18 protein-coding genes are annotated in these 23,209 nt (G+C 64.4%); 3 read left to right on the forward strand and 15 right to left on the reverse strand.

The annotated features are described in order from the left end of the window. Both KP003_RS19345 and KP003_RS19350 read right to left on the reverse strand, forming a co-directional pair. Positions 1-1,032, reverse strand: coding sequence for a uroporphyrinogen decarboxylase family protein (locus KP003_RS19345; protein WP_216789734.1), 1,032 nt, complete (start codon positions 1,030-1,032; stop codon positions 1-3). After that, positions 1,029-1,697 (reverse strand): cobalamin B12-binding domain-containing protein, encoded by a 669-nt coding sequence (locus KP003_RS19350; protein ID WP_216500103.1) that lies wholly within the window; start codon positions 1,695-1,697, stop codon positions 1,029-1,031. Before KP003_RS19350 ends, KP003_RS19345 begins: the two co-directional genes overlap by 4 nt. Before the next feature lie 945 nt (positions 1,698-2,642). Here KP003_RS19350 and KP003_RS21715 point away from each other — a divergent pair. Continuing rightward, the gene (locus KP003_RS21715) at positions 2,643-3,365 is read left to right on the forward strand and encodes a methyl-accepting chemotaxis protein (RefSeq protein WP_407931694.1); all 723 of its coding nucleotides are present in this window, start codon (positions 2,643-2,645) and stop codon (positions 3,363-3,365) included. A 121-nt stretch (positions 3,366-3,486) separates the two neighbouring features. Here the strand turns inward: KP003_RS21715 and extS are convergent, their stop codons facing one another. The 10 genes from extS to extH form a co-directional block, all read right to left on the reverse strand. Then, complete coding sequence (gene extS / locus KP003_RS19360; RefSeq protein ID WP_216500105.1) at positions 3,487-4,299, reverse strand: selenite/tellurite reduction operon c-type cytochrome lipoprotein ExtS; 813 nt, start codon at positions 4,297-4,299, stop codon at positions 3,487-3,489. Further along, on the reverse strand, positions 4,275-4,691 hold the full coding sequence (extQ, locus tag KP003_RS19365; protein ID WP_216500106.1) for a selenite/tellurite reduction operon b-type cytochrome membrane protein ExtQ: 417 nt from the start codon (positions 4,689-4,691) through the stop codon (positions 4,275-4,277). The genes extS and extQ overlap by 25 nt, the downstream gene beginning before the upstream one ends. Then, entirely contained in the window at positions 4,688-5,308 is a 621-nt protein-coding gene (locus KP003_RS19370) for a cytochrome b N-terminal domain-containing protein (protein WP_216789742.1), read from the reverse strand. Before KP003_RS19370 ends, extQ begins: the two co-directional genes overlap by 4 nt. 103 nt (positions 5,309-5,411) lie before the next feature. Further along, positions 5,412-5,804, reverse strand: a complete 393-nt coding sequence (locus tag KP003_RS19375; protein WP_216500108.1) for a QcrA and Rieske domain-containing protein — start codon at positions 5,802-5,804, stop codon at positions 5,412-5,414. Further along, a complete protein-coding gene (gene extO / locus KP003_RS19380; RefSeq protein ID WP_216500109.1) occupies positions 5,759-7,015 on the reverse strand; it encodes a selenite/tellurite reduction operon b-type cytochrome iron-sulfur cluster-binding subunit ExtO in 1,257 nt (418 codons plus the stop codon). The genes KP003_RS19375 and extO overlap by 46 nt, the downstream gene beginning before the upstream one ends. Next, positions 6,969-8,855: a selenite/tellurite reduction operon c-type cytochrome ExtM gene (gene extM / locus KP003_RS19385; RefSeq protein WP_216789743.1), complete on the reverse strand. Its 1,887-nt coding sequence runs from the start codon at positions 8,853-8,855 to the stop codon at positions 6,969-6,971. The genes extO and extM overlap by 47 nt, the downstream gene beginning before the upstream one ends. A 150-nt stretch (positions 8,856-9,005) precedes the next feature. Next, on the reverse strand, positions 9,006-10,355 hold the full coding sequence (gene extKL, locus KP003_RS19395; protein WP_350297506.1) for a multiheme c-type cytochrome (seleno)protein ExtKL: 1,350 nt from the start codon (positions 10,353-10,355) through the stop codon (positions 9,006-9,008). A 67-nt stretch (positions 10,356-10,422) separates the two neighbouring features. Continuing rightward, positions 10,423-10,743 (reverse strand): selenite/tellurite reduction operon protein ExtJ, encoded by a 321-nt coding sequence (gene extJ, locus KP003_RS19400; RefSeq protein WP_216500112.1) that lies wholly within the window; start codon positions 10,741-10,743, stop codon positions 10,423-10,425. Positions 10,744-10,769: 26 nt separating this feature from the next. Continuing rightward, on the reverse strand, positions 10,770-11,969 hold the full coding sequence (gene extI / locus KP003_RS19405) for a selenite/tellurite reduction operon porin ExtI (protein WP_216500113.1): 1,200 nt from the start codon (positions 11,967-11,969) through the stop codon (positions 10,770-10,772). Between the two features lie 56 nt (positions 11,970-12,025). Next, positions 12,026-13,339, reverse strand: a complete 1,314-nt coding sequence (gene extH, locus KP003_RS19410) for a selenite/tellurite reduction operon rhodanese-like protein ExtH (protein WP_216500114.1) — start codon at positions 13,337-13,339, stop codon at positions 12,026-12,028. 513 nt (positions 13,340-13,852) lie between these two features. Between extH and KP003_RS19415 the strand changes: the two genes are divergently transcribed. Beyond that, the gene (locus KP003_RS19415; RefSeq protein ID WP_216500115.1) at positions 13,853-14,776 is read left to right on the forward strand and encodes a LysR family transcriptional regulator; all 924 of its coding nucleotides are present in this window, start codon (positions 13,853-13,855) and stop codon (positions 14,774-14,776) included. Between the two features lie 177 nt (positions 14,777-14,953). After that, positions 14,954-18,670: a pyruvate:ferredoxin (flavodoxin) oxidoreductase gene (nifJ, locus tag KP003_RS19420; protein ID WP_217300166.1), complete on the forward strand. Its 3,717-nt coding sequence runs from the start codon at positions 14,954-14,956 to the stop codon at positions 18,668-18,670. Positions 18,671-18,727: 57 nt separating this feature from the next. Here nifJ and KP003_RS19425 read toward each other — a convergent pair whose 3' ends face one another. The 3 genes from KP003_RS19425 to KP003_RS19435 all read right to left on the reverse strand — a co-directional run bounded on the left by KP003_RS19425 (position 18,728) and on the right by KP003_RS19435 (position 23,170). Next, positions 18,728-19,945 (reverse strand): MFS transporter, encoded by a 1,218-nt coding sequence (locus tag KP003_RS19425; protein ID WP_217300167.1) that lies wholly within the window; start codon positions 19,943-19,945, stop codon positions 18,728-18,730. A gap of 105 nt (positions 19,946-20,050) precedes the next feature. Further along, on the reverse strand, positions 20,051-21,847 hold the full coding sequence (locus tag KP003_RS19430; RefSeq protein ID WP_217300168.1) for a flavocytochrome c: 1,797 nt from the start codon (positions 21,845-21,847) through the stop codon (positions 20,051-20,053). 42 nt (positions 21,848-21,889) lie between these two features. Continuing rightward, positions 21,890-23,170, reverse strand: coding sequence for a porin (locus KP003_RS19435; protein WP_217300169.1), 1,281 nt, complete (start codon positions 23,168-23,170; stop codon positions 21,890-21,892). Between the last annotated feature and the right edge of the window lie 39 nt (positions 23,171-23,209).

A 23,209-nucleotide genomic window follows, 5' to 3' on the forward strand; every position in this document is an offset into this window, starting at 1 on the left:
TCACCCCCTCCCGCCGGTCAGCGGGTAGCGGCCGTATGCGCGCACCGCCTCGCCGATCAGTTCCAGGGTCGCTTCAGGTACCTGCCAGGGGATCTCGCCGTGCTGGTCTGATAGGATGAAACCGCCGCCGGAGGCCGCCGCATCGATGGCCTCCTTGACGGCAGCCAGGGTGGCGGCCTCGTCCCAGGAACGCATCCGAATGCCGTTGAGGTTGCCGATGACGGTGAGCCGGCCGCGGCAGGCCTCCTTGACCGCAACGAGATCCTCCTCCCCCACCCCGACCATGGCCGTGCCGGTGGCGACAAGGTCGTCCACCACCGGGAGGCAGGGACCGGAGGCGAGGTGGGTGGCGGTAGGCCCGGCGATCGCGGCTATCGTTTTTTGCGCGGTGGGCGCTCCATAACGGCGGTAGAGGACGGGGTCGATCATCTTCGGGGAGGCGAGCGGATCGAAGTAGCAGATGGCGTGTGCCCCGGCGGCAAGCTGGGCGTTGGCCCACTCGGCGCAGAAGGCTCCGTTTAGCTCCATGAGCCTTTGCATGAGGTCGGGGCGATCGAAGATGAGGTCGAGGTAGTGGTCGAAGCCCAGCTGCATCACCGGGAGCGAGAAGGGAGACATGACCACCCCCACGATGGGGACCGAGTCCCCGACCTCCCGCCTCAGGGCACGCTGCGCTTCCAGCACCCGCCTGAGACCCGGCTGCTCCGCGACCCGCGGCGGGACGAGCGAGGCGATCGCCTCGGCCTTAACCGGGGGGGGGCCTGCGTTGGGAGGGCCGTCCTCCTTGAAGATGGTGCTCCCCCCCCAGGCCTCCGCCTCCAGCGAGGCGTGGAAGAAGGAGTAGATGCAGTCGTGGCCGTAGCGCTCCAGCATGCGCAGCTGCCCCTGCACCACGTGCTCCGCCCTGGAGAAGTAGTTCTCGATGGTGAGCCCCAGCTCGCGCGCGCCGTGCAGGGAAAGGAGCAAGAAAAGCGGGACCCGGTCCGGTTCCCGGTGCGACGCCGTGGTGAGGACCCGCTCCATGCTGGTCATGACTTACCCTCCGGCAGCTGCGCCAGGGCGAGCAGCACCTGCGAGGCGGTGTCGCACCCAAGGTCCGCGCCCACTTCCTGATACAGGGCGGGGTCGAGGCGGAAAGGGGCGCCTCCCACCACGATCCGGCACTCCACCCCGAGCCGGTCCAGGGCGTCGCGCACCTCGCGTACCTTCAGGGCGGACGGGAGCATCAGGGCCGAGATCAGCAGCACCCCCACCTCGTCCCGCTGCACGCGGCGGACCAGTTCCTGAGCGCCCACCGTGCCGTAATCGAGGTAGGAGATCCCCGCCCCCTTGAGCACGAACCCCACCAGGCGCTTGCCCAGCAGATGGTAATCCTCGAGCACCGCCAGCGCCACGCGCCTGTGCTCCCCGGCGAACGGTGAGCGCCCCCCGAGCACCTGCTCCATGAATTCCTCGCAGAGGCGCCCGCTCATGTAGACATGGGAGAGGGAGAGGTCGCCGCGATCCCACTTCTCGCCGATGACGGAGAGTGCCGGTGCGATCACCTGTTCACAGAAACAGAGGGGGGAGAGGCCGGAATCGGCATAGATCTGCTGCATGGCAAGACGGTCCATGCCGATCAGGGCGGACTCAAGCAGGAGCGCGGGGGGACTGTCGAGGTCGTCGGCAGCGTTTCCGGAGTAGCACGAGGTGACCATGTATTTCTCCAGACAGCAAGTTGCCCTACATCAACGACAAGCAGATCCAGTAAATACGGCTTTATATGGGAGGAAAGGAAGGAAGTGCTTCAATTAGGAATAAAACTTACACCTCCTTCGGGAATTAGTCCACTGCAATGTTCCTGCTTGTGTCAGAGATAACCCTTTTTTGACAGCTTTATCGTCTCCCTGTGACTGAAGTCACAATCCCTATGACAGTTCCGGCTCGAAAGGGGCCCCTGCCGGCTTCGTGCATCCCCGCCTCCCGTCGGCGGCCGCCGCGTCCGGCAGCCCTGCCCCTTGGTCCGGTTGCTGGTGTGTGTGCCGCGCCGAGGTACGGATAGGGTTTGGCATGGGGGGCGGGGAAGGGAGGTTGCGCAGCGGCCGCGAGCAAAACTCCCACGTTAGCTCCCTCGACAACAATCCTTCCCATTAAAGTTGCTGCGGTTCCTGCCGATGAAGAAAACTGACTTGTGCATCTCCGCGCGCAGTGCCATGCCGGGGGAGCACCACCGAACCGGCGCCTTTCGAGGCGCGAAGGGAGCTGTGATGAAACTTTTCGGCGCCTCCAATCAGGGCAAGATCGACGAGCAGGCCGTGGAAATCGCCAAACTGGCGCAGATGCTCGACAACGTGGACAACATCGTCATGCTCTGCGACACCAGCAACGAGAACAGGATCATCTACATGAACCGTCAGGCCCGCAGCCTGATGCAGCAGTACCGGAGCCAGTTGAACGCCGGGCTGCGCGGTGCCGACGTCGCCAACGCCGACGGGAACAGCATCCACCAGTTCCACAAGGACCCGGCGCGGATCCGCGCCATCTTCGGGGAGCCGCGGGGGAGGATGCCGCATTCCGCCGAGATCCCGATCGGTGAAGTGACCCTGCGCACCTCGACCTATCCGATCTGGGACAGCAGGGACCCTTCCAAGGTGCTCTGCTACATGGCCTGCTGGAACGACATCACCGCCGAGAAGGCGGTGGAGCAGCACCAGCGGGAGGCCGTCGAGCGCAAGGAGTACCTGGAGACGCGGGTGACCCAGATCGCCACCGCCATGGAAGAGATGAGCATGACGGTGAACGAGGTGGCGCGCAACACGGTGAACGCAGCCGACTCCGCCGCCGAGGTGGCCGGCAACGCCCGCGAGGGGCAGAGCGTGGTGAGCCAGGCCGTGAGCGAGATGCGCAAGGTGGCCGACATCGTGCGGGATTCGGCGGGGATCGTCGGCAAATTGGGGGAGAAGTCGGCCAAGATCGGCGAGTTCGTCGCCGTCATCAACGACATCGCCGACCAGACCAACCTGCTGGCGCTGAACGCGGCCATCGAGGCCGCCCGGGCGGGCGAGCAGGGGCGCGGCTTCGCCGTGGTGGCCGACGAGGTGCGCCGGCTCGCCGACCGCACCGTGGCCTCCACCAAGGAGATCCGGCTCATGGTCGAGGAGATCCAGAAGGAGACCTCCCTGGCTGTGGAGTCAATCGAGCGGGGCAAGAGCGAGGCCGAGGTGAGCGAGGCGCTCTCTCACCAGGTCGACAGCTCGCTCGCCAACATCGTCAACTCCATCGAGCAGATCGAGCACGTCATCGCGCAGATCGCCACGGCCTCCGAGGAGCAGGCCGCCACCTCGACCACCATAGCCAGCAGCCTCGAGGAGATCGTGCACGGCTAAAGATCCCCCCCCCCGACTCTCACCTCCTTGAGATGGGGGAAGGGAGAGCCCCGCCGGACCCGGTATCCGGCGGGGCTTCTTTATTTCGGGCAGCCCGGCGGACAGGGGGACCTGGCCCCGCTTACGGGGCCGGGGGGTCGGCCAAAAGGGGCACCAGCCTGTCAAACTCGCCCGGTTTCATGATCACCGGCCGCATCTGGGTCTGCTCCCGGCTTTTCCTCGGGTTATCCAGCCACTTTTCCAGCGCCGTCGCGCTCCAGGCGGTGCGGCCTGCCGCGGTCTTGGGGTAGAACTCCGACAAAAGCCCCGAGAGGTTGGGGCCGATGCTGCCGCGCCCCACTCCTCCCCGGGCGCGGGTGAGCGCCCGGTGGCAGGCGCCGCAGCGCTTCTCGAAGACGTTTTCCCGGCTTGCGTCCCCGTCCTGGAAATGCACCACCTGGGGCGGCTCCCCCTCCGCTTTTCCCGCCTTGCGCCCGGCTTCCCGCGCACCCGCCAGCACCGCATTCACCAGCTCCGTTTTCTGCCGGTCGTCGAAGTGAAACTGAGGCATCAACAGCGCCGGGTTTCCGATCGCCTCGAAGATACCCTGCGCCGTGGTCCCAGCCGGGAGCAGGTCGAGGTCGGCAGCAAGACGGTTCCCCTTCCCTGCCGAGGTGTGGCAGCGCCGGCAGGCGAAGCCTTCCAGGAGCCTGCGCCCCCGTTCCGTGGGCCCCGAGCCGGGGAGGGCAAACCAGGCGAAGCGTCCCTGCACCAGGTCGTGGTGGGCGATGCGCACCCGGTCCGAGCGGGGGTCGCCGCGGTGGCAGGCCACGCAGCTTCCCAGGGCGCGGTAGTGCGCGGGGTGGCACTTGAGGCAGGAGGGCATTCCCCCCCGTGCAGCCACCGGTGCCGACAGGAGGGCCAGCAGGATCAGAAGGGGGAGACGAACTGCCAATTGGCACCTCTGCAGAACATCGCCAGGAGAGTCAGCGAAAGCACGAGCACGCAGGAGAGGAGCGCCGCGCGGGTGATGCCCCGGCTCTCGCGGGGGAACCAGCAGGCGTGCTGCGGCGGCGCCGACCTGGAGAGCCAGGGCAGAGCGAGGAAACAGGCCGCCAGCGCCAGCACCAGGTAGATGAGGTATTTCGAGTAGCTGACCAGCTCCTGGATCCAGAGGAGGAACCAGGCGGACTTGACCGGGTTGGGCACCCGGGCGAGGTTGGCCTGGTCCTGCAGGGGGGCCGGGACCAGCGCCGCCAGGAGCATGACTGCCACGACCGTGACGGCCAGCGCGATCTTGATGAGCCGGAAGAAGTGCGGCGAACTCTTTAGGTACCCTCTTTTCATAGGTAGGGGAGCACCCCCTTGTTCTTCCTGATCCGGTAGAAGTGAAGCCCGCTCAGAAAGAGGAGCGCTCCCGGGACCATGAGGATGTGCAGCACGTAGAACCTGAGCAGCGAGGCCGGCTCACCCACCCCGTCCGGCACCAGCACCGCGCGCAGCGCCCCACCAAGCGGCATGATGTGCAAAAGCTCCATCCCGGTCTGGGTGGCCCAGAGGGCGAGCTGGTCCATCGGCAGGAGGTAGCCGGTGTACCCCTCGAAAACCGCCAGCAGCAGGAGGGCGCAGCCGACCAGCCAGTTGAGCTGCCTGGGCTTTTGGTAGGCGCCGGTCAGGATCACCCGCAGGGTGTGCAGCACGATAAGCACCAGGAACAGGTGGCTGGCGAGCCGGTGCAGGCTTCTCAGGTAGCGCCCTCCCCAGACCGACGACTCCAAGAGGAGGATGGAGGGGTAGGCGGCGGCCGGGGTTGGCTGGTAGTGGAAAAGGAGCAACGCCCCCGAGGCGGCCAGCAGCATCAGGCAGGTGAAGGCGAGCCCGCCCAGGCAGAGGGTATAGGAAAGGGTCAGGTCCCTTTGCAGCACCGCGCGCGGGAAGAGATGTCTCAGGAAATCCTTGATCACGTGTAGCTCCAGCTGGAACGGTGCAGCGTTTTCTCCGTCAAGATCCCCGCCAAGTCTCCCCCATCCGGGAGGCGTACTCCGGTCAAAGGCGAGGGAGAGCGCATTACGCCGTAACCTGGTAGGTGTCCCCCACGGCGTTCACCTGGTAGCGCTCCAGGGCGCGGTCGGCGGGCCCCTTCACCACCCTCCCCTCACGGTCGAACTCGGATCCGTGGCAGGGGCAGACCAGCCCCGCCGGGGTGACGTTGACCGTGCAGCCAAGATGGGTGCAGACCAGGTTCAGGGCGTAGACCCGCCCTCCCCGGTTCAGCAGCGCGATGCGCGCCTCCCGGTACACCAGGGCCCCGTCGTGCGGGAGGTCCCGTTTCGCCACCGTGAGGAGCGTCTTTTTTCGCCTTTGCTGCGGCGCCAGGAACTTCCCGAGGAACCATCCTCCCGCGGCCAGCGCGATCAGGGTGCCGAGGAAGTTTCGACGTGATTGACCAAGTTCTGCCATTTTTCCAGGTACGCCCTCCGGTAATCACCCGTCCTGCCGCCCATGTCCCGGTAACGCCGCGCCGGGTAGAACGCGCCGTTTGTCACCTGCTGCCCCGAAGCATCCCAAAAGGAGGGAAGCGTCATCCCCTCGGCCTGCAGCTGGTAGATGCGGTCCTCCTTGCGCTCGAGCAGGAAGCGGCGCGGGTTGTCGTGGCACCCCTCGCACATCACGGTACCCCGGCGCACCGTGTGGGGGAAGAAGGCCTTCCACCGGGCCGCCAGGAGCCGGTTCTCGTCCCACACCGCCCGGTCGTTCCTGACGTCGGTGAAGTAGGCGATGAACTCGGGTCTGACGGGGCTCACCCTCCCCCGCCCGTTCAACCCAAGCGGAGGGGCATCCTGCCGCCTCAGGTAGGCACTCTTCAGGTACTCCTCGGCGCCTTGGTCCCGCCGCAGCGCGTAGAGCTCCTGCGAAGGGCTGTTGGTGAAGCGCAGAAAAAAGGTGCCGTACTCCTGGGCCGCCCACGCCGAGTGGCAGGCATAGCACTCCATTTTTTCCAGGTGGGCCGCTATGCGGTGCTCCGGCACCCTCCGGTCCGGCTCGTGACAGTCGGTACAGACCTTGGCCGCCTTCCCACCGGCGGCGAGGCTTTTCATGGAGTGGCAGTCGCCGCAGGCGAGCCCCGCCTCCGCGTGAAGGTCCGGGGTCATCTTGAGGTAGGCCTCGCCGTAGGCGACCTCGCCGCGCTGGTAGCGCATGCTGTCCTCGCGCGGGGCCATGCCGTAGTAATCGGTCCCGACGAAGTACCCCTTGTGGCAGGCAAAGCAGTCGCGGTCGCGCGGCCTGGCGATGTCGTGCCCCTTTCCGGCGTGGCAGTCGGTGCACCCTTTGAGGTGGCAGGCGCTGCAGTTCTTGCCGAAGAACCCTGGGTCGACCCGGCCGTAGCTCGCCGCGACGAAATCGAGCTCGCCGCGGCGGCTCCCCATGGGCTGGTCGAAGAGCGCGGCGTACCCCTTGTGGCAGCCGACGCAACCGGCGGCGCGGCTCTCGCGGGAGGCGGGATTGGCCAGGGTCCTGGTCTCGTCCAGGTGGCAGGAGAGGCAGGGAAGGCCCCGGTGCACCCCCTTGACCACCTTCTTGTGGCAGACCGTGCAGTTCTCCTTGCCGAAAGTGACGGTCGCGCTAAGGAGCAGGGATAAGGCGACGATGCAGCGCATCATTGAGCGCACGATGGTCCAGCTCCTTTCGATAGATGGGGTCGGCGGCCTTGTCGTGACAGACCAGGCAGAGGTTCACCGCCAGGGCGCGCCGCACCTCCGTTCCGTTCAGCGGGCGGGAGTGCTCCCGGGTGATGGCCGAATACGCCCGCACTCTCCCCTCCTGCAGGGTCAGAAAGCCGTCCAGCGGCTTGTCCGCCGACTGCTCGCAGATCATGGTTCCCTCGATGTTCCGGCCGGAAACCACGTGCTGCCCGAAACCGAGGAAGGCGGGGTTGCCGTGGCACTCGCCGCAGCCGATCGCCTTCTTCCCGGTGTTATGCGAATAGAAGGGGGCGAAGCGGAGCTGCTGCTTTCCCTTGAAGCGTGCCACGTACTCGTTTTTGGACACGCTCCCGTCCGGCTCCACCACGCTCACGAAGGTCTGGCAGCCAGGGGTGACCGTGGAGATCCTGCCGCGCTGGTTCAGGGCGAGCGGGAAAGGGTAGAGGGTGCGGTAATCTTCCTTTTCGCTGAAGCGCCCGGGGGTCGGCACCCCCTTCACGTAGTCCATGGCGGACCGGGTCTTGTCGTAGCTTGTGTGGCAGCCGTAGCACTGGACCACGGTGCGGCTGTGGCAGGAGTAGCACTCCATCCGGCCGTGCCCCGCCACGGTATGCTCCGGGGTCCCGGTGATGACCCGGCTTTTGAAGAGCCTCCCGCTCCGTTTCCCCAGCACCCAGACCGCGCCGTCCCGGTAAAAGACGTTGGAGTAGGGGCGCCCCTTGGCGGTGAGGATCATCTTCATCCCGGGACGCATCTGCATCCGGTACCCCTGGGACTCCCGCAGCGCCTCGTCGCTCTCGCCCGAGATCTCGCGGTAGCGCGGCGGCCTGGCGCCTCCGTGGCAGTCCTCGCAGCCGATCTCGGTCTGCAGGTACATGTTGCGGTAGGCGTAGCCGTCCCCCATGAGGTCGCGCGAGGTGTGGCAGTCGATGCAGTCCATGCCCGCCGCGAAGTGGACGTCGGGGGCGATGCGGGTGAGGTTCCTGTTGCCGCTGGCGAGCACCGGTCCCGGCAGCCCGAAGCGGGTCGGCACCAGCCCGTTGTTGCCGTCGTTCAGCCCCTGGTAGGAGTAGGCGATGCGTCCGCTGCGGTTGTGGCACCGGGAGCAGACCTCGTTGCCGGGGAGCCGCTCCATGGCGTGGGTCGCCGCGTAAGGTCGCCTCCCCCGCACGGTGGCGTCGTCGCCCCGGTAGGTGGCCCGGTCGTTGTAGGGGAAGTGGCAGGCGGCGCACCCCGAGGCGTGGCTCGCACCGTACACCTCCCCGCTCTCCCGGGCCACGTGGCACTGGGAGCAGAACTTGCGGTACAGCTCGCCGGAGAGGTGGTCGAGTTCAGCCACGGGCTTCAGCTGCAGCGCCCTGCCGGCCGGATCGTAGGCCTCCCCGGCGCGGCTGGCGTAGTCCCCCTCCTCCGGCCCCTCCCAGGTGAGCCGGATGTTCCGGATCATCCCGGTCGTGGTGTACATCAGGTTCGATTTCACCCGGTCCAGCTGGTACAGGTGGCACGAGCCGCAGCTTTTGTCCCAATGTTCGGGCGCGGACGGGTTGTTGCGCCCGTACATGCCGCGGTGCGCCGCCTCCTTCACCCGGGCCTTGCCGTCGCCGCCGTGGCAGGCAACGCAGTCGCGGTGCGTGGCCGAGACGTGCTCGATGCCGGCATGGCAGGAGAGGCACCCCGACGCGGCCGGGGAGTTGCCGCCGCAGCCGGCAAAGGCGAGGAGGGGCAGCAGGGAAAGGAGCAAAGCTTTCCGGCGGCGCCTTCCCCCTGCGCTTGGCGCTCGATTTTTCGCGCTCCCAGTCGATTTCATGTCGCCCGCTGTTTCTTCTCCTGAAGTCCCGCGCATTATAGTCAAATCGGAGCCGTTATCCAAAACCTTTCATGAACGTCCGACAAAAAAAAGCCGGCATCGCTCCCGATGCCGGCACATTGCAAACCAGGACCTGTTGATTCTGAGCCCCTATTTCCCGCTCTTGCTGATGCTCACCGTCTTGGTGAACTCCTTCCAGACGAAGGGATCGCTGTTGGGGGTGCCGAAGGGGAGATAGGTGAGCTTCACCTCGATGTCCAGGTCGTAGACGGCAGGCTTGTTCACCGTCTTGCCGTCGACCTCGACCTCCTCCAGGGGATACATGATGTCGAAGCGCTCCTTCACCAGCTTGCCCGGCGGAAGCCCGGTGTCCTCGATCAGGCCGCTCTTCTCGTAGGGGCCGCGCCCCATCCGGTCCCCTCTGGCCAACTGCTGGGGCACCGGCATGTAGATCTTCTCCTGGTTGAACACTTCCTTGCCATCCTTGGTCTTGGCCGTTACCGACAGAACCAGTCGGTTGGGGGTCGGTCAGCCGTCCGGAATGGAGTGCCCCGCCCGGTTCACCATCTCGACCTTGACCACCGCCTTGGGCTTGATCTGGGCTCCGTCGCGCCAGTGGTAGCCGAACGCCTCGGCCTTGAACTCCACCGCCTTGTCGGTCATGGCGGGCTCGCGGTAGGACTGGATGTTGTGGCCGAGCTTGGAGTTCTTCATGTGGCATTCCTGGCAGTTCTCCTGCCCCACCTCGGCCTTGTAGGCCCAGAGGTAGCTGCCGTAGGAGGTACAGCACTGGGTCGGCTCGTCCAGTTCCAGGTTCGGCCCCAGACCGTGGCACTGGCCGCACTGGATCGCCTGGTCCATGATCGGGCTCTTGGCCATCTTGGGGAACTTGTCGGAGGGATGATCCCCCTCCTTGGAACCGTACACCACCCCCGCCTTGGGATAGCCGTCCTGCCACTTGTGCGTGATGGCGTTCCTGTTGTGGCAGACCAGGCAGTTGATGGAGACACTCTTCAGCTTCTCCTCCAGCTTCTTGGCCCCCTCCTTGTCCTTTTTGGCCCTGGCCTCTTTCCAGCCGTACAGCGTCGCCACCAGCTCCTGGGCCACCGAGTCCTCGGCGTCCGCCAGTTGCGGCAGGTGGCACTTGGCGCACCCCATGAGGTGCTCGACCTTGACGTCCTTCGGGCTCTTCACCCCGGAATAGGGCTCCTCCATGAGGCCGTTCTCGATGGTGGTCATGATGGTCATCGCCGTGCGCGCCGTCCCGAAAAGGGAGCGCGAGTGAATCGATTTCTGGGCCTGGTCATGCTGCTCCTGGTGGCACTCCACGCAGGAGCTCGAGTCGTACATCTTGGCCAGCTCGGCGATGGTCTTCGCCTTCCCCGATTTGGCCACTATCGTTTCCTGCCAGCCGATGCCGGCCTTCCCTGCAAAAGCTGGGGCCGCCAGCGCAAAAAGAAGAGCGGCCGCGAGGCTTGCCTGCACATTCATTCTCTTCATGGTTCCCTCTGTCGTTTCCGGTTAGCGCATCAGGAGGGGCGCCCGCCGGGGCGGGCGCCCCTCCCTGTCAGCAGCCCTGCAGTTCGTCCCCCTCGCACTCCGAGAGGGAGATCGGGGAATCGACCTTTATCTTCTCCGCCTTGGCCTTGCCGAACTTCAGCGTCACCTCGTTCCCCTGCACGGCGAGCACCTTCGGGCTCCCCCCCAGAGAGTTGACCATGGCACCCTTTTTCACGAAGGCCGGAGCGGGGGCTTCCAGCGTCACCGTTACCTGCTCCCCTTCCACCTTGGTCACCTTCCCCTTGGCCGGGCCTGCCGCGAAGGCCGCCGTCGCAAGGGATATCGTCATTACGGCCGCGGCCGCCATTCGCATCGCTTTACGCAACATGTTCATCCTCCTTTGTTGTTTGCCCGCTAGAAGATCACCTGGAGCTGGGTCACGTAGGTCATGAAGTCCTCGGTCCTGTCGGCCTGGGTCCCGCTGCCGTTGCGGAAACCGGTCGAGTTGGCCTCGAAGGTGAGCTTCAGGTTCTGGTCACGCAGGTAGTAGTTCATGCCGCCGCCGGTCCAGAAAACGCGCTGGTCGTAGATGCCGTTGAGGTTGGCGAACTTCCAGTTCTCGTGCCGGACGAAGAGCTGCAGCGGGATGTTGGGGAGCAGGTAGCCCGCCTTGACGTAGTAGCCGTTCTTCTCCCCGTTGATCCCGGCCGCGTTGGCGTCGGGGTTGTCTCCCAGGTAGGCGTCGTCCAGATCGACCTTCTCGTAGGCCCCGGACGCGGTGAATGTCCCGAGCCCTTCCACGGGGTATTCAACGAAACCGTCGAAGGTCCATGCCTTGTAGTCCTTCTTCCCGGTCCTCGCGACGGTGTCGGCATAGGCGACGTCCGGCTCGAACTGGTAGGCCGCCCCGAAGGTGGCAACCTTCTTCTTGCCCAGGTAGGTGCCCTTGTAGCCGTAGTCGTTTTCCGGGTCGAGCAGCGTCACGTGGGCGCGTGCCGAGTAGCGGAAGTTGGAGGCAGGCGCGGTTTCGCCTGAGACAGCCTTGCGTCCCTCCATGGCGTCCACGCGGTACTGGAACATGTCGTTGAACAGGTTCCCCCAGATGGCGACCCCCGTGTCGCGGGTGGTCACGTAGGGCGCGCGGATGAAGAGCGAACGGTCCAGGGTGAGCGGCGCCTCGCACGCCTCCAGGTTCTCGCGGGAGAGGTTGTACTTGAACTTGCCGACGTTGATGCGGAAGGCGTTGTCGATCTTGAAGCGCACCACCGCGTCCAGGAGCTGGAAGTTGGAGCCCTGGTTCTCCCTGGCCACGTCGAGTGGGGTCAGGTTCTGGTCGTCGGTGTACTCGGTCTGCACGTAGAGCGACATCATGTCGCCGTACTTGCCCATCAAGGCGAGGCGGTTGCGGCGGAAGTTGAAGTTGGCCGTGGTGTCCTCATCGTTGTCTCCCGAGCCGATGTCGCGGAAGGTCATCTGGAACTGGCCCTTGTAGTCCAGCTGCAGCGCCCCCTCGTCGTTGGGGCCGAAGGTCATCTTGGGTCCTGCATATGCGGTTCCGCTGGCCAGCGCCAGCCCCAGAAGGGCGGCACAGACGGTCTTGTTGATATTGATCATGGTCGTCTACTCCCTATGTGGTCGATTGATGATCGGTAAGCTGCACCCGGCGCCCGTTAGCAGCCGCCTCCGCCGCCGGTGGTGCCGCTGCCGCTGCTGGTGCTGACCGGGCTATGGTAGGCGGCGTCGGTATCCTCGATCTGGTTGCCGGTCGCGTAGGTGGGCTCCGGGCTCAGCAGCCTGGTGCTGTAGGTGACGATGGCGCGTCCCGCATCGATGTTGTAGGTGCGCGAATCGGTCAGCCCGGTGGTATCCCAGATGGAACCCACGGCGAGCTTGCCCCCTGCGTTGGCCAGGGTGGTGCCGACCTTGTCCGAGCTGGCCATGAGCCCCCACTGTCCCCAGGAACCGTCGTACCATACCGCCTTCAGGGCTCCGGCGGTGGTCTCGTTGTAGTAGGCGTAGCCGTCGATGGCGAAGAAGAGGACGCTGGCGATGTTGCCGGCGCGGCAGATGGTGTAGATAGAGGTGCGTCCCGCCGGGATGGCCAGCGCCGTCTGCACCTCGGCGACGGACTTGAATTTGCCGGCGGTGTGCAGGAGGGTGTGCGCCTTGTTGCGGCCACCGTGCACGGCTCCTTCAAAGACCACGTACTTGGTCGGGGTCGAGGTGTCGATCAGGTCCGAGGTGGGGCCGGCCGGGACGTCGGTGCTCCTGCCGTCGATGAAATCGTTGGTTGCGGTTCCCGCGTTGACCGCGGCGATCATGTCGGCGAGGGAAGCCCTCAGGTCCGCCCTTACCCGGTTCACGCCGTTGGGGGTAACCGCGTAGCTCGACCTGGCGACGGTCGGCTTGTCGAAGACCAGCGGCATCCCCGCCGCCTTCCAGGCCTTGTTGCCGCCGTTGAGGACCTTGAGCCTCTCCTTGGGGAAGCCCCAGTAGCGGAACACGGTGTAGCCCCTGGTGAGGTTCCAGGGCGACCCGCTCTCAGCCTCGGAGGTGGTGAAGACGATGGTCGTGTTTGCGTCTATGCCGGCGCGCTGGATCAGGGTATCCATCGTGGTCCCGTCAGGAACCATGGAACCGGTGTACATAGGCCCTTCCACGCGGGTCTGGGCCAGTTCGGTGTTGAGACCGACGCTCTGGGAACCTGCGATGTGCCCGAGATCGTAGTTGGTGACGGTCCCGTCGACCTGGAGTATCACCACCCGGTCGTAGCCACCGGCCTTGTTCACCTTGCCCTCGGTGATCCACTGGCTCAGTTCCGCTGGCTCGATCAGTGCGGTTGCAGTTTTGGTCGTGGTAACACCCTTGGCAGGGCTGTCATAGCTGGTATCACCGCACCCCCAGATGCTGAGTACCGCTACGGCCAAAAGGCCGAGCAGCGAGAACAGCAATACCCTGCTCTTCTTCATCATCTTTTCCGACATACAACCTCCTTTGGATTGGCTAAAATATGGCTTCAACTACCTTGAACGTCCCCTCCTCCTTTCTGCTTGATTAATACAGTCAAAGATACCGCGTCCATAAGTTAAAATAATTTCGTTTTATGTCAAGAATGTTCACTTACTGGGTGAGGCGGCTAAATAACTTAAGCAAGAGAACTGAAATCTGACACGACGATGAGTCGTCCATAGCACGTATTGCCGCAACTGTGTTATTTGAAAGGAATTCTATATATGGCGCTGAAGGCAATCTGACTGAACAGCTCATTGTTGCCATTTCGCGTAATGGGGTAAACTACTCAAGTGAAAATTATTCATAGCATCATGCGCAAAAGGCATAGTAATTAATGATATTTAACACTTTTGTTTGACTCGGTCTGACTTCTTCCTCAAATCGGCTGTTGCAATCTATATAAGTTTTTTGCAATATGCACAAACGACATATTCTCACACAGCCTATGCGTGTTTGGCATAGCCGGCATCACTGGGGCGAAATACATGGATTTCACCAATCTGAAAACACTCGTTGTCTCGGTCGAGTGCGGCAGCTTTTCCAAGGCGGCCGAGATCCTCTGTGTGACACAGTCCGCCGTCTCCCGCAGGATCAAGATCCTCGAGGACCATTACGGACAGCTCCTTCTGGACCGCTCCGGCCTCGCGATGAAACCGACGGCCGCGGGACAACTGCTGGTCGAGAAGGCGCGCCAGGTACTGAAGATGGAGCAGGAATTCCTGTACGAACTGCAGCTTCTGGCGCGTAAACGCAAGATCTCCTTCTGCTGCACCGCCCCCTTCGGCATCTCCTTCCTGCCGGACATCTTCACGCGCTTCATGTCGCGCAACTCCCAGACCAGCGAACTGAGCTTCGTCTTCGACATGCCCGAAGGAGCCCTGAAGGGGGTGAGGGAAAAGCTGTACGACCTGGTTCTGATCGAATTCTGCGAGGATCTGAACCTCGAGGATTTCGCCGTCTATGCGCTCCCCGACGACGAGATGGTCTTCGTGAGCAGGCCCGCCTTCGGCATCGACGCCAAAGTGGTCGACGTGGAAACCATGCTCGGCCAGCGCCTGTACTGCAAGAAGTCCGGCTGCTGCGCCCGGCGCTTCCTGGAAAAAAGCATGCACGTCATCGGCCGCGACGCCGCCGAGTTCCGCAACACCGTCTACTTCGACGACATCCCGTTCATCATCAAGGCGGTCCAGGCCGGCGAGGGGATCACTTTCATCTCCCGCAGCGTGGTCGCCGCTCACCTGGCCGACGGTTCGCTGGTCAGCCACCAGGTCAGGGGGTTCGCCCCCTCCAGGCCGCGGCGCCTGGTCCTGGAGAAGAACCGCAACCTCGACCCGACCCTTTCCGACCTCATCGAGGAGATCTTCCACAGGTTCTCGCTCGCTCCCCCCCCGGAACTGGTGTCGCGCTGACATCCCGCCCGCTCCCCGCCCCTCCGGCGTCCCTCTCCCGGACGCGCCTTCCTTTCCTTGAAACAAATTAGTGGTAGCATATTAAACTTCATTATCTCCACCCACCCTGCGTCCCCATTATTGCGGGAAGGGGCACCGGGCGGGTGCAGCCATCTCTGGACAAGGGGGACTGTTCACATGAGCGGAACCAGGAAAACGATGGACGGCAATACGGCAGCGGCGCATGTCGCCTACGCCCTGAGCGAGACGGCGGCCATCTATCCGATCACCCCTTCCTCGACCATGGGGGAAGTGGCGGACGAGTGGGCGGCGGAGGGACGCAAGAACATCTTCGGCCAGACCCTGAACATCAAGGAACTGCAGTCCGAGGCGGGTGCGGCGGGCGCCGTGCACGGCTCGCTGGCGGCGGGTGCCCTCACCACCACCTTCACCGCCTCGCAGGGGCTGCTGCTGATGCTCCCCAACATGTACAAGATCGCGGGCGAGCAGCTCCCGGGGGTGTTCCACGTCTCGGCCCGCGCCATCGCCACCCACGCCCTCTCCATCTTCGGCGACCATCAGGACGTCATGGCCGCGCGCCCAACCGGCTTCGCCATGCTCTGCTCCTGCTCGGTCCAGGAGGTGATGGACCTCGCCCTGGTGGCGCACCTCGCCGCCCTGGAAGGGAGCCTCCCCTTCCTGCACTTCTTCGACGGCTTCCGGACCTCGCACGAGGTGCAGAAGATCGAGGTGATCGGTTACGAGGAGATGGCCCGACTGGTCAATTACGAGAAGCTGGCCGCGTTCCGCAGGAAGGCCATGAACCCGGAGCACCCGGAACTGCGGGGCACCGCCCAGAATCCCGACATCTATTTCCAGGGCCGTGAGCGCGCCAACCCCTTCTACCAGGCGCTGCCGCAGATCGTGACGGCCACCATGGAGCAGGTGGGGCAGCTCACCGGGCGGCAGTACCGGCTCTTCGACTACGTCGGTCACGCCGAGGCGGACCGGGTCATCGTCACCATGGGTTCCTCCTGCGAGACCGCGGAGGAGGTGGTGCAGTACCTTAACGGAAAAGGGGAGAAGGTGGGGCTGGTCAAGGTGCGGCTATTCCGCCCGTTCGCCTCGGACGCCCTTTTCTCCGCCATCCCCCCTTCGGCCCGGAAGATCACGGTGCTCGACCGCACCAAGGAGCCGGGTTCCCTGGGCGAGCCGCTCTACCAGGACGTCTGCACCGCCTTTCTCGAGCGGGGCGGCGAGATCCCGGAACTCTACGCCGGGCGCTACGGGCTTGGATCGAAGGAATTCCGGCCGGTGCACGTGAAGAGCATCTTCGAAAACATGAACGGCCGCCCCGGCAGGCGCCACTTCACCGTCGGCATCACCGACGACGTGAGCGACAGCTCGCTCCCCGCGGAGGGGACCCTCTCGACCACCCCGGAGGGGACCATCCAGTGCCGCTTCTGGGGGATGGGGGCCGACGGCACCGTCGGGGCCAACAAGGCGGCGATCAAGATCATCGGCGACAACACCGACCTCTACGTCCAGGCCTACTTCTCCTACGATTCCAAGAAGTCGGGGGGGATCACCGTCTCGCACCTGCGCTTCGGGGAGAGCCCGATCCAGTCCACCTACCTCGTGGACGCGGCCGATTTCATCTCCTGCCAGAAGGCCCCCTACGTGCAGATCTACGACCTGCTGGAGGGGATCAAGGAGGGTGGGACCTTCCTATTGAACTCCCCGTGGAACAGCGTGGAGGCGATGGAGGCCAACCTCCCGGCCACCATGCGCCGGGCCATCGCACGGAAGAAGGTCCGCCTCTACAACGTGGACGCCATCAGCATCGCCCAGTCCGCCGGGCTCGGCGGGCGCATCAACATGATCATGCAGACCGCCTTCTTCAAGCTGTCCGGGGTGCTCCCCTTCGAGCGCGCGGTTGAACTTCTGAAGGACTCGATCCGCAAGGAGTACGGCCGCAAGGGGGACCAGGTGGTCGACATGAACCTTTCGGCGGTCGACCTCGCCGTGGAGAGCCTGGTCGAGATACCCTATCCCGACTCCTGGCGCGAGGCCGACGACCGGCACGGCACCGACTTCCGCCTCAACCAGCAGATGCCCGGCTACATGCGCGACATGGTGTTCCCGATCCTGCGCCAGAAGGGGGACGACCTCCCTGTTTCCTCCTTCACGCCCGACGGGGTCTTCCCCTTCTCCACCGCGCGCTATGAGAAACGCGGCGTCGCCATCAACGTCCCCGAGTGGATCAAGGAAAACTGCATCCAGTGCAACCAGTGCGCCTACATCTGCCCGCACGCCACCATCCGCCCCTTTGTGGCCACCGACGGCGAACTGGCCGGCGCACCGGGCACCTACCAGACCATCCCGGTCAACGCGAGGGAACTGAAGGGGATGGGCTTCCGGATCCAGGTCTACCCGCTCGACTGCATGGGGTGCGGCAACTGCGCCGACATCTGCCCCGCCAAGGTTCCCGCGCTGGTCATGAAGCCGATCGACACCCAAGCCGCGGTGCAGGAGGAGAACCGCAAGTTCGCCGAGACCCTCTCCCCGAAAGGGCACCTGGTGAAGCGGACCACGGTGATCGGGAGCCAGTTCCAGCAGCCGCTTCTGGAGTTCTCCGGCGCCTGCTCCGGCTGCGGCGAGACCCCGTACGCCCGGATCATCACCCAGCTCTTCGGGGAACGGATGATGATCGCCAACGCCACCGGCTGCAGCTCCATCTGGGGCGCCTCGGCCCCGGTCTCCCCCTACTGCGCCAACGCCGAAGGGCACGGCCCGGCGTGGAACAACTCGCTCTTCGAAGACGCCGCCGAATTCGGGTTCGGCTACCACATGGCCGTGTCGCAGCGCAGGAGCCTCCTGGCCGACCAGGTGCGCCGCGCCGTGCACCACCTGCCCGAGGGGGAGCTGAGGGAAGAGCTCGCCGCCTGGCTCGCGGGGATGATGGACCCGGAACTCTCACGGCGCCACGGCGACCGGCTGAAGGAGCTCCTCCCGAAAGCCGGGGACAACGAGCTGCTGCAGGGAATCGCCGCATCGGCGGACCTCTTCACCAAGAAGTCCATCTGGATCTACGGCGGCGACGGCTGGGCCTACGACATCGGCTTCGGCGGCCTGGACCACGTCATCTCCACCGGCGAGGACGTGAACCTCCTGGTGATGGACACCGAGCTCTACTCCAATACCGGCGGCCAGTGTTCCAAGGCGACCCAGCTGGGCGCCATCGCCCGTTTCGCCGCTGCCGGCAAGAGGACATCCAAGAAGGACCTCGGGCGCATGGCCATGACCTACGGCTACGTCTACGTCGCCTCGATCGCCATCGGCGCCGACAAGAATCAGACCCTGAGGGCGATCACGGAGGCCGAGGCGTACCCCGGGCCGTCGCTCATCATCGCGTACTCCACCTGCATCAACCAGGGACTCAGAAAGGGGATGGGGAAATCGATCGAGGAGAGCCAGCTCGCGGTGAAATGCGGCTACTGGCCGCTGTACCGCTACAACCCGCTTTTGAAGCTGGAAGGGAAGAACCCGTTCATCCTGGAATCCAAGAAGCCCGACGGGTCGCTTTCCGAATTCCTCTCCGGCGAGGTGCGCTTCCAGGCCCTGGAAAAGCAGAACCCGGAGGTGGCCCAAATGCTGCGCAAGCAGATGGAAAAGGAGGCCATGGAGCGCTTCCGGATGTTCCGGGACATGGCTGACTGGCAGCCGAGCAAGGGGGACGTTCCCAAAGAGGGGGGAAGGGATCACGAACACGTCCCCGCGGCCGCGGGAGCCGCCGAGGAACCGACCCCGGTCTGCGTCAGCGCGACCAGCGACCCGCGCTACAGCCGCCCCGGCGAACCCGAGGAGGAGTGCGACGACGGCCGCGCCGGGATCGACAAGAACATCAAGGAATGACGTACAGGCGGGAAAGTGCGGGGGCTGTGCGAGGTGGCGGCAGTCACTTGCGGCACCTCAAGCCGCTCCCGCAGTGCCGGCGGCCGACCGATCCCCCGAGCGCACCCGCTCCCCCCTGGCGCTCCCCGCCGCGAAAAGCACCGCCGCCGCCAGGCCGATCCACCCCGCGCCTTGAAAGACGGCGGCAAGCCCGAAGCGGTGTTGCAGCCACCCCCCAAAGAGAGGACCCACCACGAACCCGAGGTTCAGCGACGTGTTGAAGATCCCCACCGCAACTCCCGTTCCGTGACGCTCCCCCTGCTCCAGCAAAAGCGCGGTGCTGGCAGGCTGGGACAGCACGCTGCACAGCCCGATCCCTCCCCCGAGCATGAGCACCTGGTGGAACCCCTGGGCCACCGGAACCAGGAAGTAGAGCAGCGATACCGAAACCCCTCCCAGGAGCACCAGGGACTTGCGCGGCAACCGGTCGGAAAGCCACCCCACCGGTCGCAGCAGGGACGTGATCACGAGGGTGCTGGAAGCAAGCACCATCCCGGTCTGGGTGCCGCTGAGCCCCAGCCGCGCGTCCAGGAGGATGGGGAGAAAGCCGGCCAGGAGGGAGATCCCGCATCCCCTGCCGAAGATGAAGGCCAGGAGTCCCCCCATGGTGCCGTGGCGCGCCGCCTCCAGTGCGGCAGGCAGCGCCAGGCCGGACTCCCGCCGGCCCGTGGGGATTGCCGAATGACCGTGTGTCGGTATCTGCCGCAGGGCGAGCGCCAGCGCGAACAGGCACAACGTGGCGAGGCAGGCGAAGATGCCGTAAAAGCCCCAGAGATCGTGCAGCACCCCACCCAGAAGAGGCCCCACCCCCACGGCGAGGTAGAAGGAGATGTCGAAGGTCCCGGCCGCGCGCCCCTCACCTTTCGGGCCGCCAACGACCGCAACCAGACAGAGCATGACAGGCCTGAACATGGCGCACGCCAGCCCCTGAAGCAGGCGCAACAGCGCGATGAGCGCGAGCTGAGAGCAAAAGAGATAGCCAAGGGAAACGAGAAGGTAGAGCGTGAGGCTGAGCGTGGCGGCACGGCGGGCGCCGATGCGGTCGACGCAGGCCCCCATGACCGGGCTGAAAATGATCTTCGAGAGGGAGAAAAGCAGCAGCGGCAGCCCCAGCAGAAGACCGCGCCCCCCGAGGGAGAAAAGGTAGGTGGAAAAGAATGCGTCCGCGATGCCGAACCCGAGGCTGGTTGCGAAGTTGATCAGAAACAGCGACTTGAACAGTTTTTCATTCTTCATGTCGGTTCCCTGCGTCCGGTCACGCTCCGCCCCGGCTGGCGCTTCGACTGGAGCGCCCTGCGTACCAGGTGACGCAGGGCGCTTTGCGTTTGACAACGAGCTCGATTACTTCTCGTTCTTTATGAAACTTGCCGCGTTGCTGCCGGCGATCCTACCGAAGACCACGGTGTCGGTGATGGCGTTGCCTCCCAGGCGGTTCCAACCGTGCACGCCGCCGGTCACCTCCCCCGCCGCGTAGAAACCGGCGATCGGTTTGCCGTCCTTGCCGATTACCTGTGCCTCGGTGTTGATCTTCACGCCGCCCATGGTGTGGTGGCGCCCCGGCTTGACCCAGATCGCGTAGTACTTCGGTCCGTCGACGGGGCGCGGGATGTCCTGGCGCTGGAATTCCGGATCCTTTTTCGCCTCGAAGGCCTTGTTGTAGGCCACCACCGTGGCGGTAAGCACATCCGCCGGCACACCCATCTTGGCGGCAAGCCCTGCGACGCTATCCGCCTCCTGCACCAGCCCGAGCGCGATATAGCCGTCTATCTGCACGTTGCTCTTGCGGATGCCCTCGCCCAGCACCAGGAAGGCCGACTTCTCAGGCTGCGCCAGGATGGCCGCGGAGGCCTTGTCGCGGGTGGTCAGCTCGTTGACGAAGCGCTTGCCGGCATGGTTCACCAGGATGGCACCGCTGCCGCGCACGGTTTCGGAAACCAGGACCTTGGTGTCGCCCCCCATGGTCGGGTGGATCTGTATCTGTTCCATGTCGATGAGCTTGGCGCCTATTTTCTCCGCGAGGAACATCCCCTCGCCGGTCGCCCCGGGCTGGTTGGAAGAGGCGGTCTCCTTGAACTGCGGCTTGTAGAAGCCGACCAGTTCGTTGTTGGCAGCGAAACCGCCCGCCGTGTCGATGACGGCTTTTGCGTTGATGGTGTAGACGCCGCTGTGCTTCCCCTTCACCTGCACGCCGGTGACGCGCCCCTTGCCGTCGGAGAGGATCTGCACCACCTCGGAGTTCACCCTGACGTCGATGTTGCGCTTGGCCGCGTTGTCACGGTAAACCTTGATCAGGTGCGGTCCCACCGCGGCCCCCCCCACCGGACGATGGGTGCGGTCCACCGCGACGCCGCCCGAGCGGACCAGGTCGGTCATGTCGGCACCGAGCGAAACCAGGAAGTCGACCGCGTCGGCGGACTTGTAGGCGAGAACCTTGACCAGCTCGGGGTCGTTCTTATCCCTCCCCCCCTTCATGGTTTCCTTCACCATTTCTGCCGGGTCGTCGTGCATCCCCAGCCGCTCCTGGTAGCGGGTCCTGGCGGCGTTGATGCCACCGGCCGCCAGCATGCTGTTGCCGCCGGTGATGGGCATCTTCTCCAGCAGTATCACCTTGGCCCCCGCATCGTGGGCGGTGATGGAGGCTACGTACCCGGAGCCGCCCGCGCCGATCACGACCACGTCGGCGGACTCGACCCTGGTGGACTTCAACTCCTTCTTGCCGGGCGCCGATTCCTGCACCCATTTCTTGTCGCTCGACTCCTGCTCGGTCCCCATGGCGGGGATTTTCATGGCGAAGCTGTGGCAGTAGTTGCAGTACGCCTTCGAGGCGACGTGCCCCTTATGGCAGGCGGTACAGTTGGTGTCGCCCAGGTGCGACTTGTGCGGGTTGATGTGCTCCTTGGTCTTCGCGGCCAGTTCCTCGAAGCCGCCATGGCATCCCCTGCAGTTCTTGTTCAGCGCCGTCTCGCTGTCATCCACGGCAAGCGATTTGCCGTGGCAATCGGCGCAGGTCACATTGTTTTTCTTGTGCACCCCCGACAGGAACGAGCTCTTGGACGAGTCAGCCCCCCAGGCGATGGATGCTGCGATCAGCAGGGCCGCCGTAAGCAGCAGTGCCGGTACCATAGTTTTGCGTGTCATTTTTTCTCTCCTGTAGTTACGTCGTCGTTTCCCGGTCAAGCGCTAGAAGAGCAGCTGCACCTGGGCGCGCGCCACGAGATCGTCAGCCTGGTTCTTGTAGGTGTGGCGGTTGCCGACGTCGCCCTGGATCTTCAGGTTGTTGCCGTAGAGGAAGTAGTTGACCGCCCCTTGAATCTCGGAGATGGAGTCGCTGGAAACCTGGCGGTTGGGATCCATCCAGGCGTAGCGGAGGGCAAGCTCCAGGCGCTGCGGGATCACGAAGTAGCCGGCCTGGACGTAACCGCCCCTGGCAATCAGCTCCTTGCCGGAGGTTTCACCGACCGCCTTGCCCCAGAAGTACTCCCCCTGCATCGATGCGCCCAGCCATTTGCAGGCGAAGTCCGCTTCCCAGGAATCGACGCTGATGTCCTCGGCGGCCTTGGTACCGAAGTATTTCCCCTTCACCGCCGTGCCGAGCCAGCCGTTGGTGTCGGTTACGAAGTTGGAGTTGTTGTTGTCGATGGCGGAGGTCGCCGTGGTGCCGGTTCCCGAGACCGTCTTTTTCACGGTGTTGAGATAGTAGCTGCTTCCCAAGGAAACCAGGGGCTTCTTGGAATACTCCAGGTCGCCCTCGCCGTATTTCATGTCGCCGAGGGGGTTCACGGTCAACCTGAAGTTGTACGCGTTGTCGCTTGTTTTGTTCTTGGTGTTCTGGCCGGCACCCCCGAAGAGGCCCGCGTCGTACTTCACCACCCCCGTCCAGAGGTCCCCGTGCAGGTTGATGCCGGTGTCGTACCCCTGCATGAAGGCATTCCTTACGAAGGATCCGTCGACGAACTGCTGGGCGGTGTTGGAGGTGATCCACTGCCTGGAGTACTGGATCTTTTCCTGTCCGAGCATCACCTGCAGTTCATCGGCGACGCGATACTTCATGTTCACCTCTTCCATCGCCTTGCTGTTTTCCTTCACGACGTTGGACCAGTTGTAGGTGGCCTTGTAGGTGAGATCCTTGGTGAAGGCGTAGCCGCTCAAGAGGGTCTTGACGCGCCGCAGGTTGAACTGACTCACGTCCTGCTTGTTGCCCACCTCGTAATTGTCCAGCTCGTACTGGGCCTGGATCTGGCCGCCAAGCTGCAACTGGAACTTCTGGTCCGGCGAGGTGAGGACGAACCCCTTGCCCAGCTTGTAGTCGTAAGGCTTCTCCTTTGACGCTTCCTTGTACTCCGCCTCGGTGATGACACCTTTCTCCTTGAGAATGTCCTCCAGGCTTTTAGCCTGGGCATCGCTGCCTGCCGCCAGTACCGCCAGTACACCCGCCATCGCCAACGTCGCCTGTTTGTTCATGATCCTCTCCTTCTAAATGTGAGGGCGTTCGCCCTGTGA

The sequence above is a fragment of the Geomonas diazotrophica genome, from assembly GCF_019063885.1.
Taxonomy (GTDB): domain Bacteria; phylum Desulfobacterota; class Desulfuromonadia; order Geobacterales; family Geobacteraceae; genus Geomonas; species Geomonas diazotrophica.

What these genes read in the sequence shown, in the direction of transcription:
- KP003_RS19345 (WP_216789734.1), bottom strand. Translation starts at nt 1,032, where the DNA reads ATGACCAGCATGGAGCGGGTCCTCACCACGGCGTCGCACCGGGAACCG.
- KP003_RS19350 (WP_216500103.1), bottom strand. Translation starts at nt 1,697, where the DNA reads ATGGTCACCTCGTGCTACTCCGGAAACGCTGCCGACGACCTCGACAGT.
- KP003_RS21715 (WP_407931694.1), top strand. Translation starts at nt 2,643, where the DNA reads ATGGCCTGCTGGAACGACATCACCGCCGAGAAGGCGGTGGAGCAGCAC.
- extQ (WP_216500106.1), bottom strand. Translation starts at nt 4,691, where the DNA reads ATGAAAAGAGGGTACCTAAAGAGTTCGCCGCACTTCTTCCGGCTCATC.
- KP003_RS19375 (WP_216500108.1), bottom strand. Translation starts at nt 5,804, where the DNA reads ATGGCAGAACTTGGTCAATCACGTCGAAACTTCCTCGGCACCCTGATC.
- extM (WP_216789743.1), bottom strand. Translation starts at nt 8,855, where the DNA reads ATGAAATCGACTGGGAGCGCGAAAAATCGAGCGCCAAGCGCAGGGGGA.
- extJ (WP_216500112.1), bottom strand. Translation starts at nt 10,743, where the DNA reads ATGTTGCGTAAAGCGATGCGAATGGCGGCCGCGGCCGTAATGACGATA.
- extI (WP_216500113.1), bottom strand. Translation starts at nt 11,969, where the DNA reads ATGATCAATATCAACAAGACCGTCTGTGCCGCCCTTCTGGGGCTGGCG.
- extH (WP_216500114.1), bottom strand. Translation starts at nt 13,339, where the DNA reads ATGTCGGAAAAGATGATGAAGAAGAGCAGGGTATTGCTGTTCTCGCTG.
- KP003_RS19415 (WP_216500115.1), top strand. Translation starts at nt 13,853, where the DNA reads ATGGATTTCACCAATCTGAAAACACTCGTTGTCTCGGTCGAGTGCGGC.
- nifJ (WP_217300166.1), top strand. Translation starts at nt 14,954, where the DNA reads ATGAGCGGAACCAGGAAAACGATGGACGGCAATACGGCAGCGGCGCAT.
- KP003_RS19425 (WP_217300167.1), bottom strand. Translation starts at nt 19,945, where the DNA reads ATGAAGAATGAAAAACTGTTCAAGTCGCTGTTTCTGATCAACTTCGCA.
- KP003_RS19430 (WP_217300168.1), bottom strand. Translation starts at nt 21,847, where the DNA reads ATGACACGCAAAACTATGGTACCGGCACTGCTGCTTACGGCGGCCCTG.
- KP003_RS19435 (WP_217300169.1), bottom strand. Translation starts at nt 23,170, where the DNA reads ATGAACAAACAGGCGACGTTGGCGATGGCGGGTGTACTGGCGGTACTG.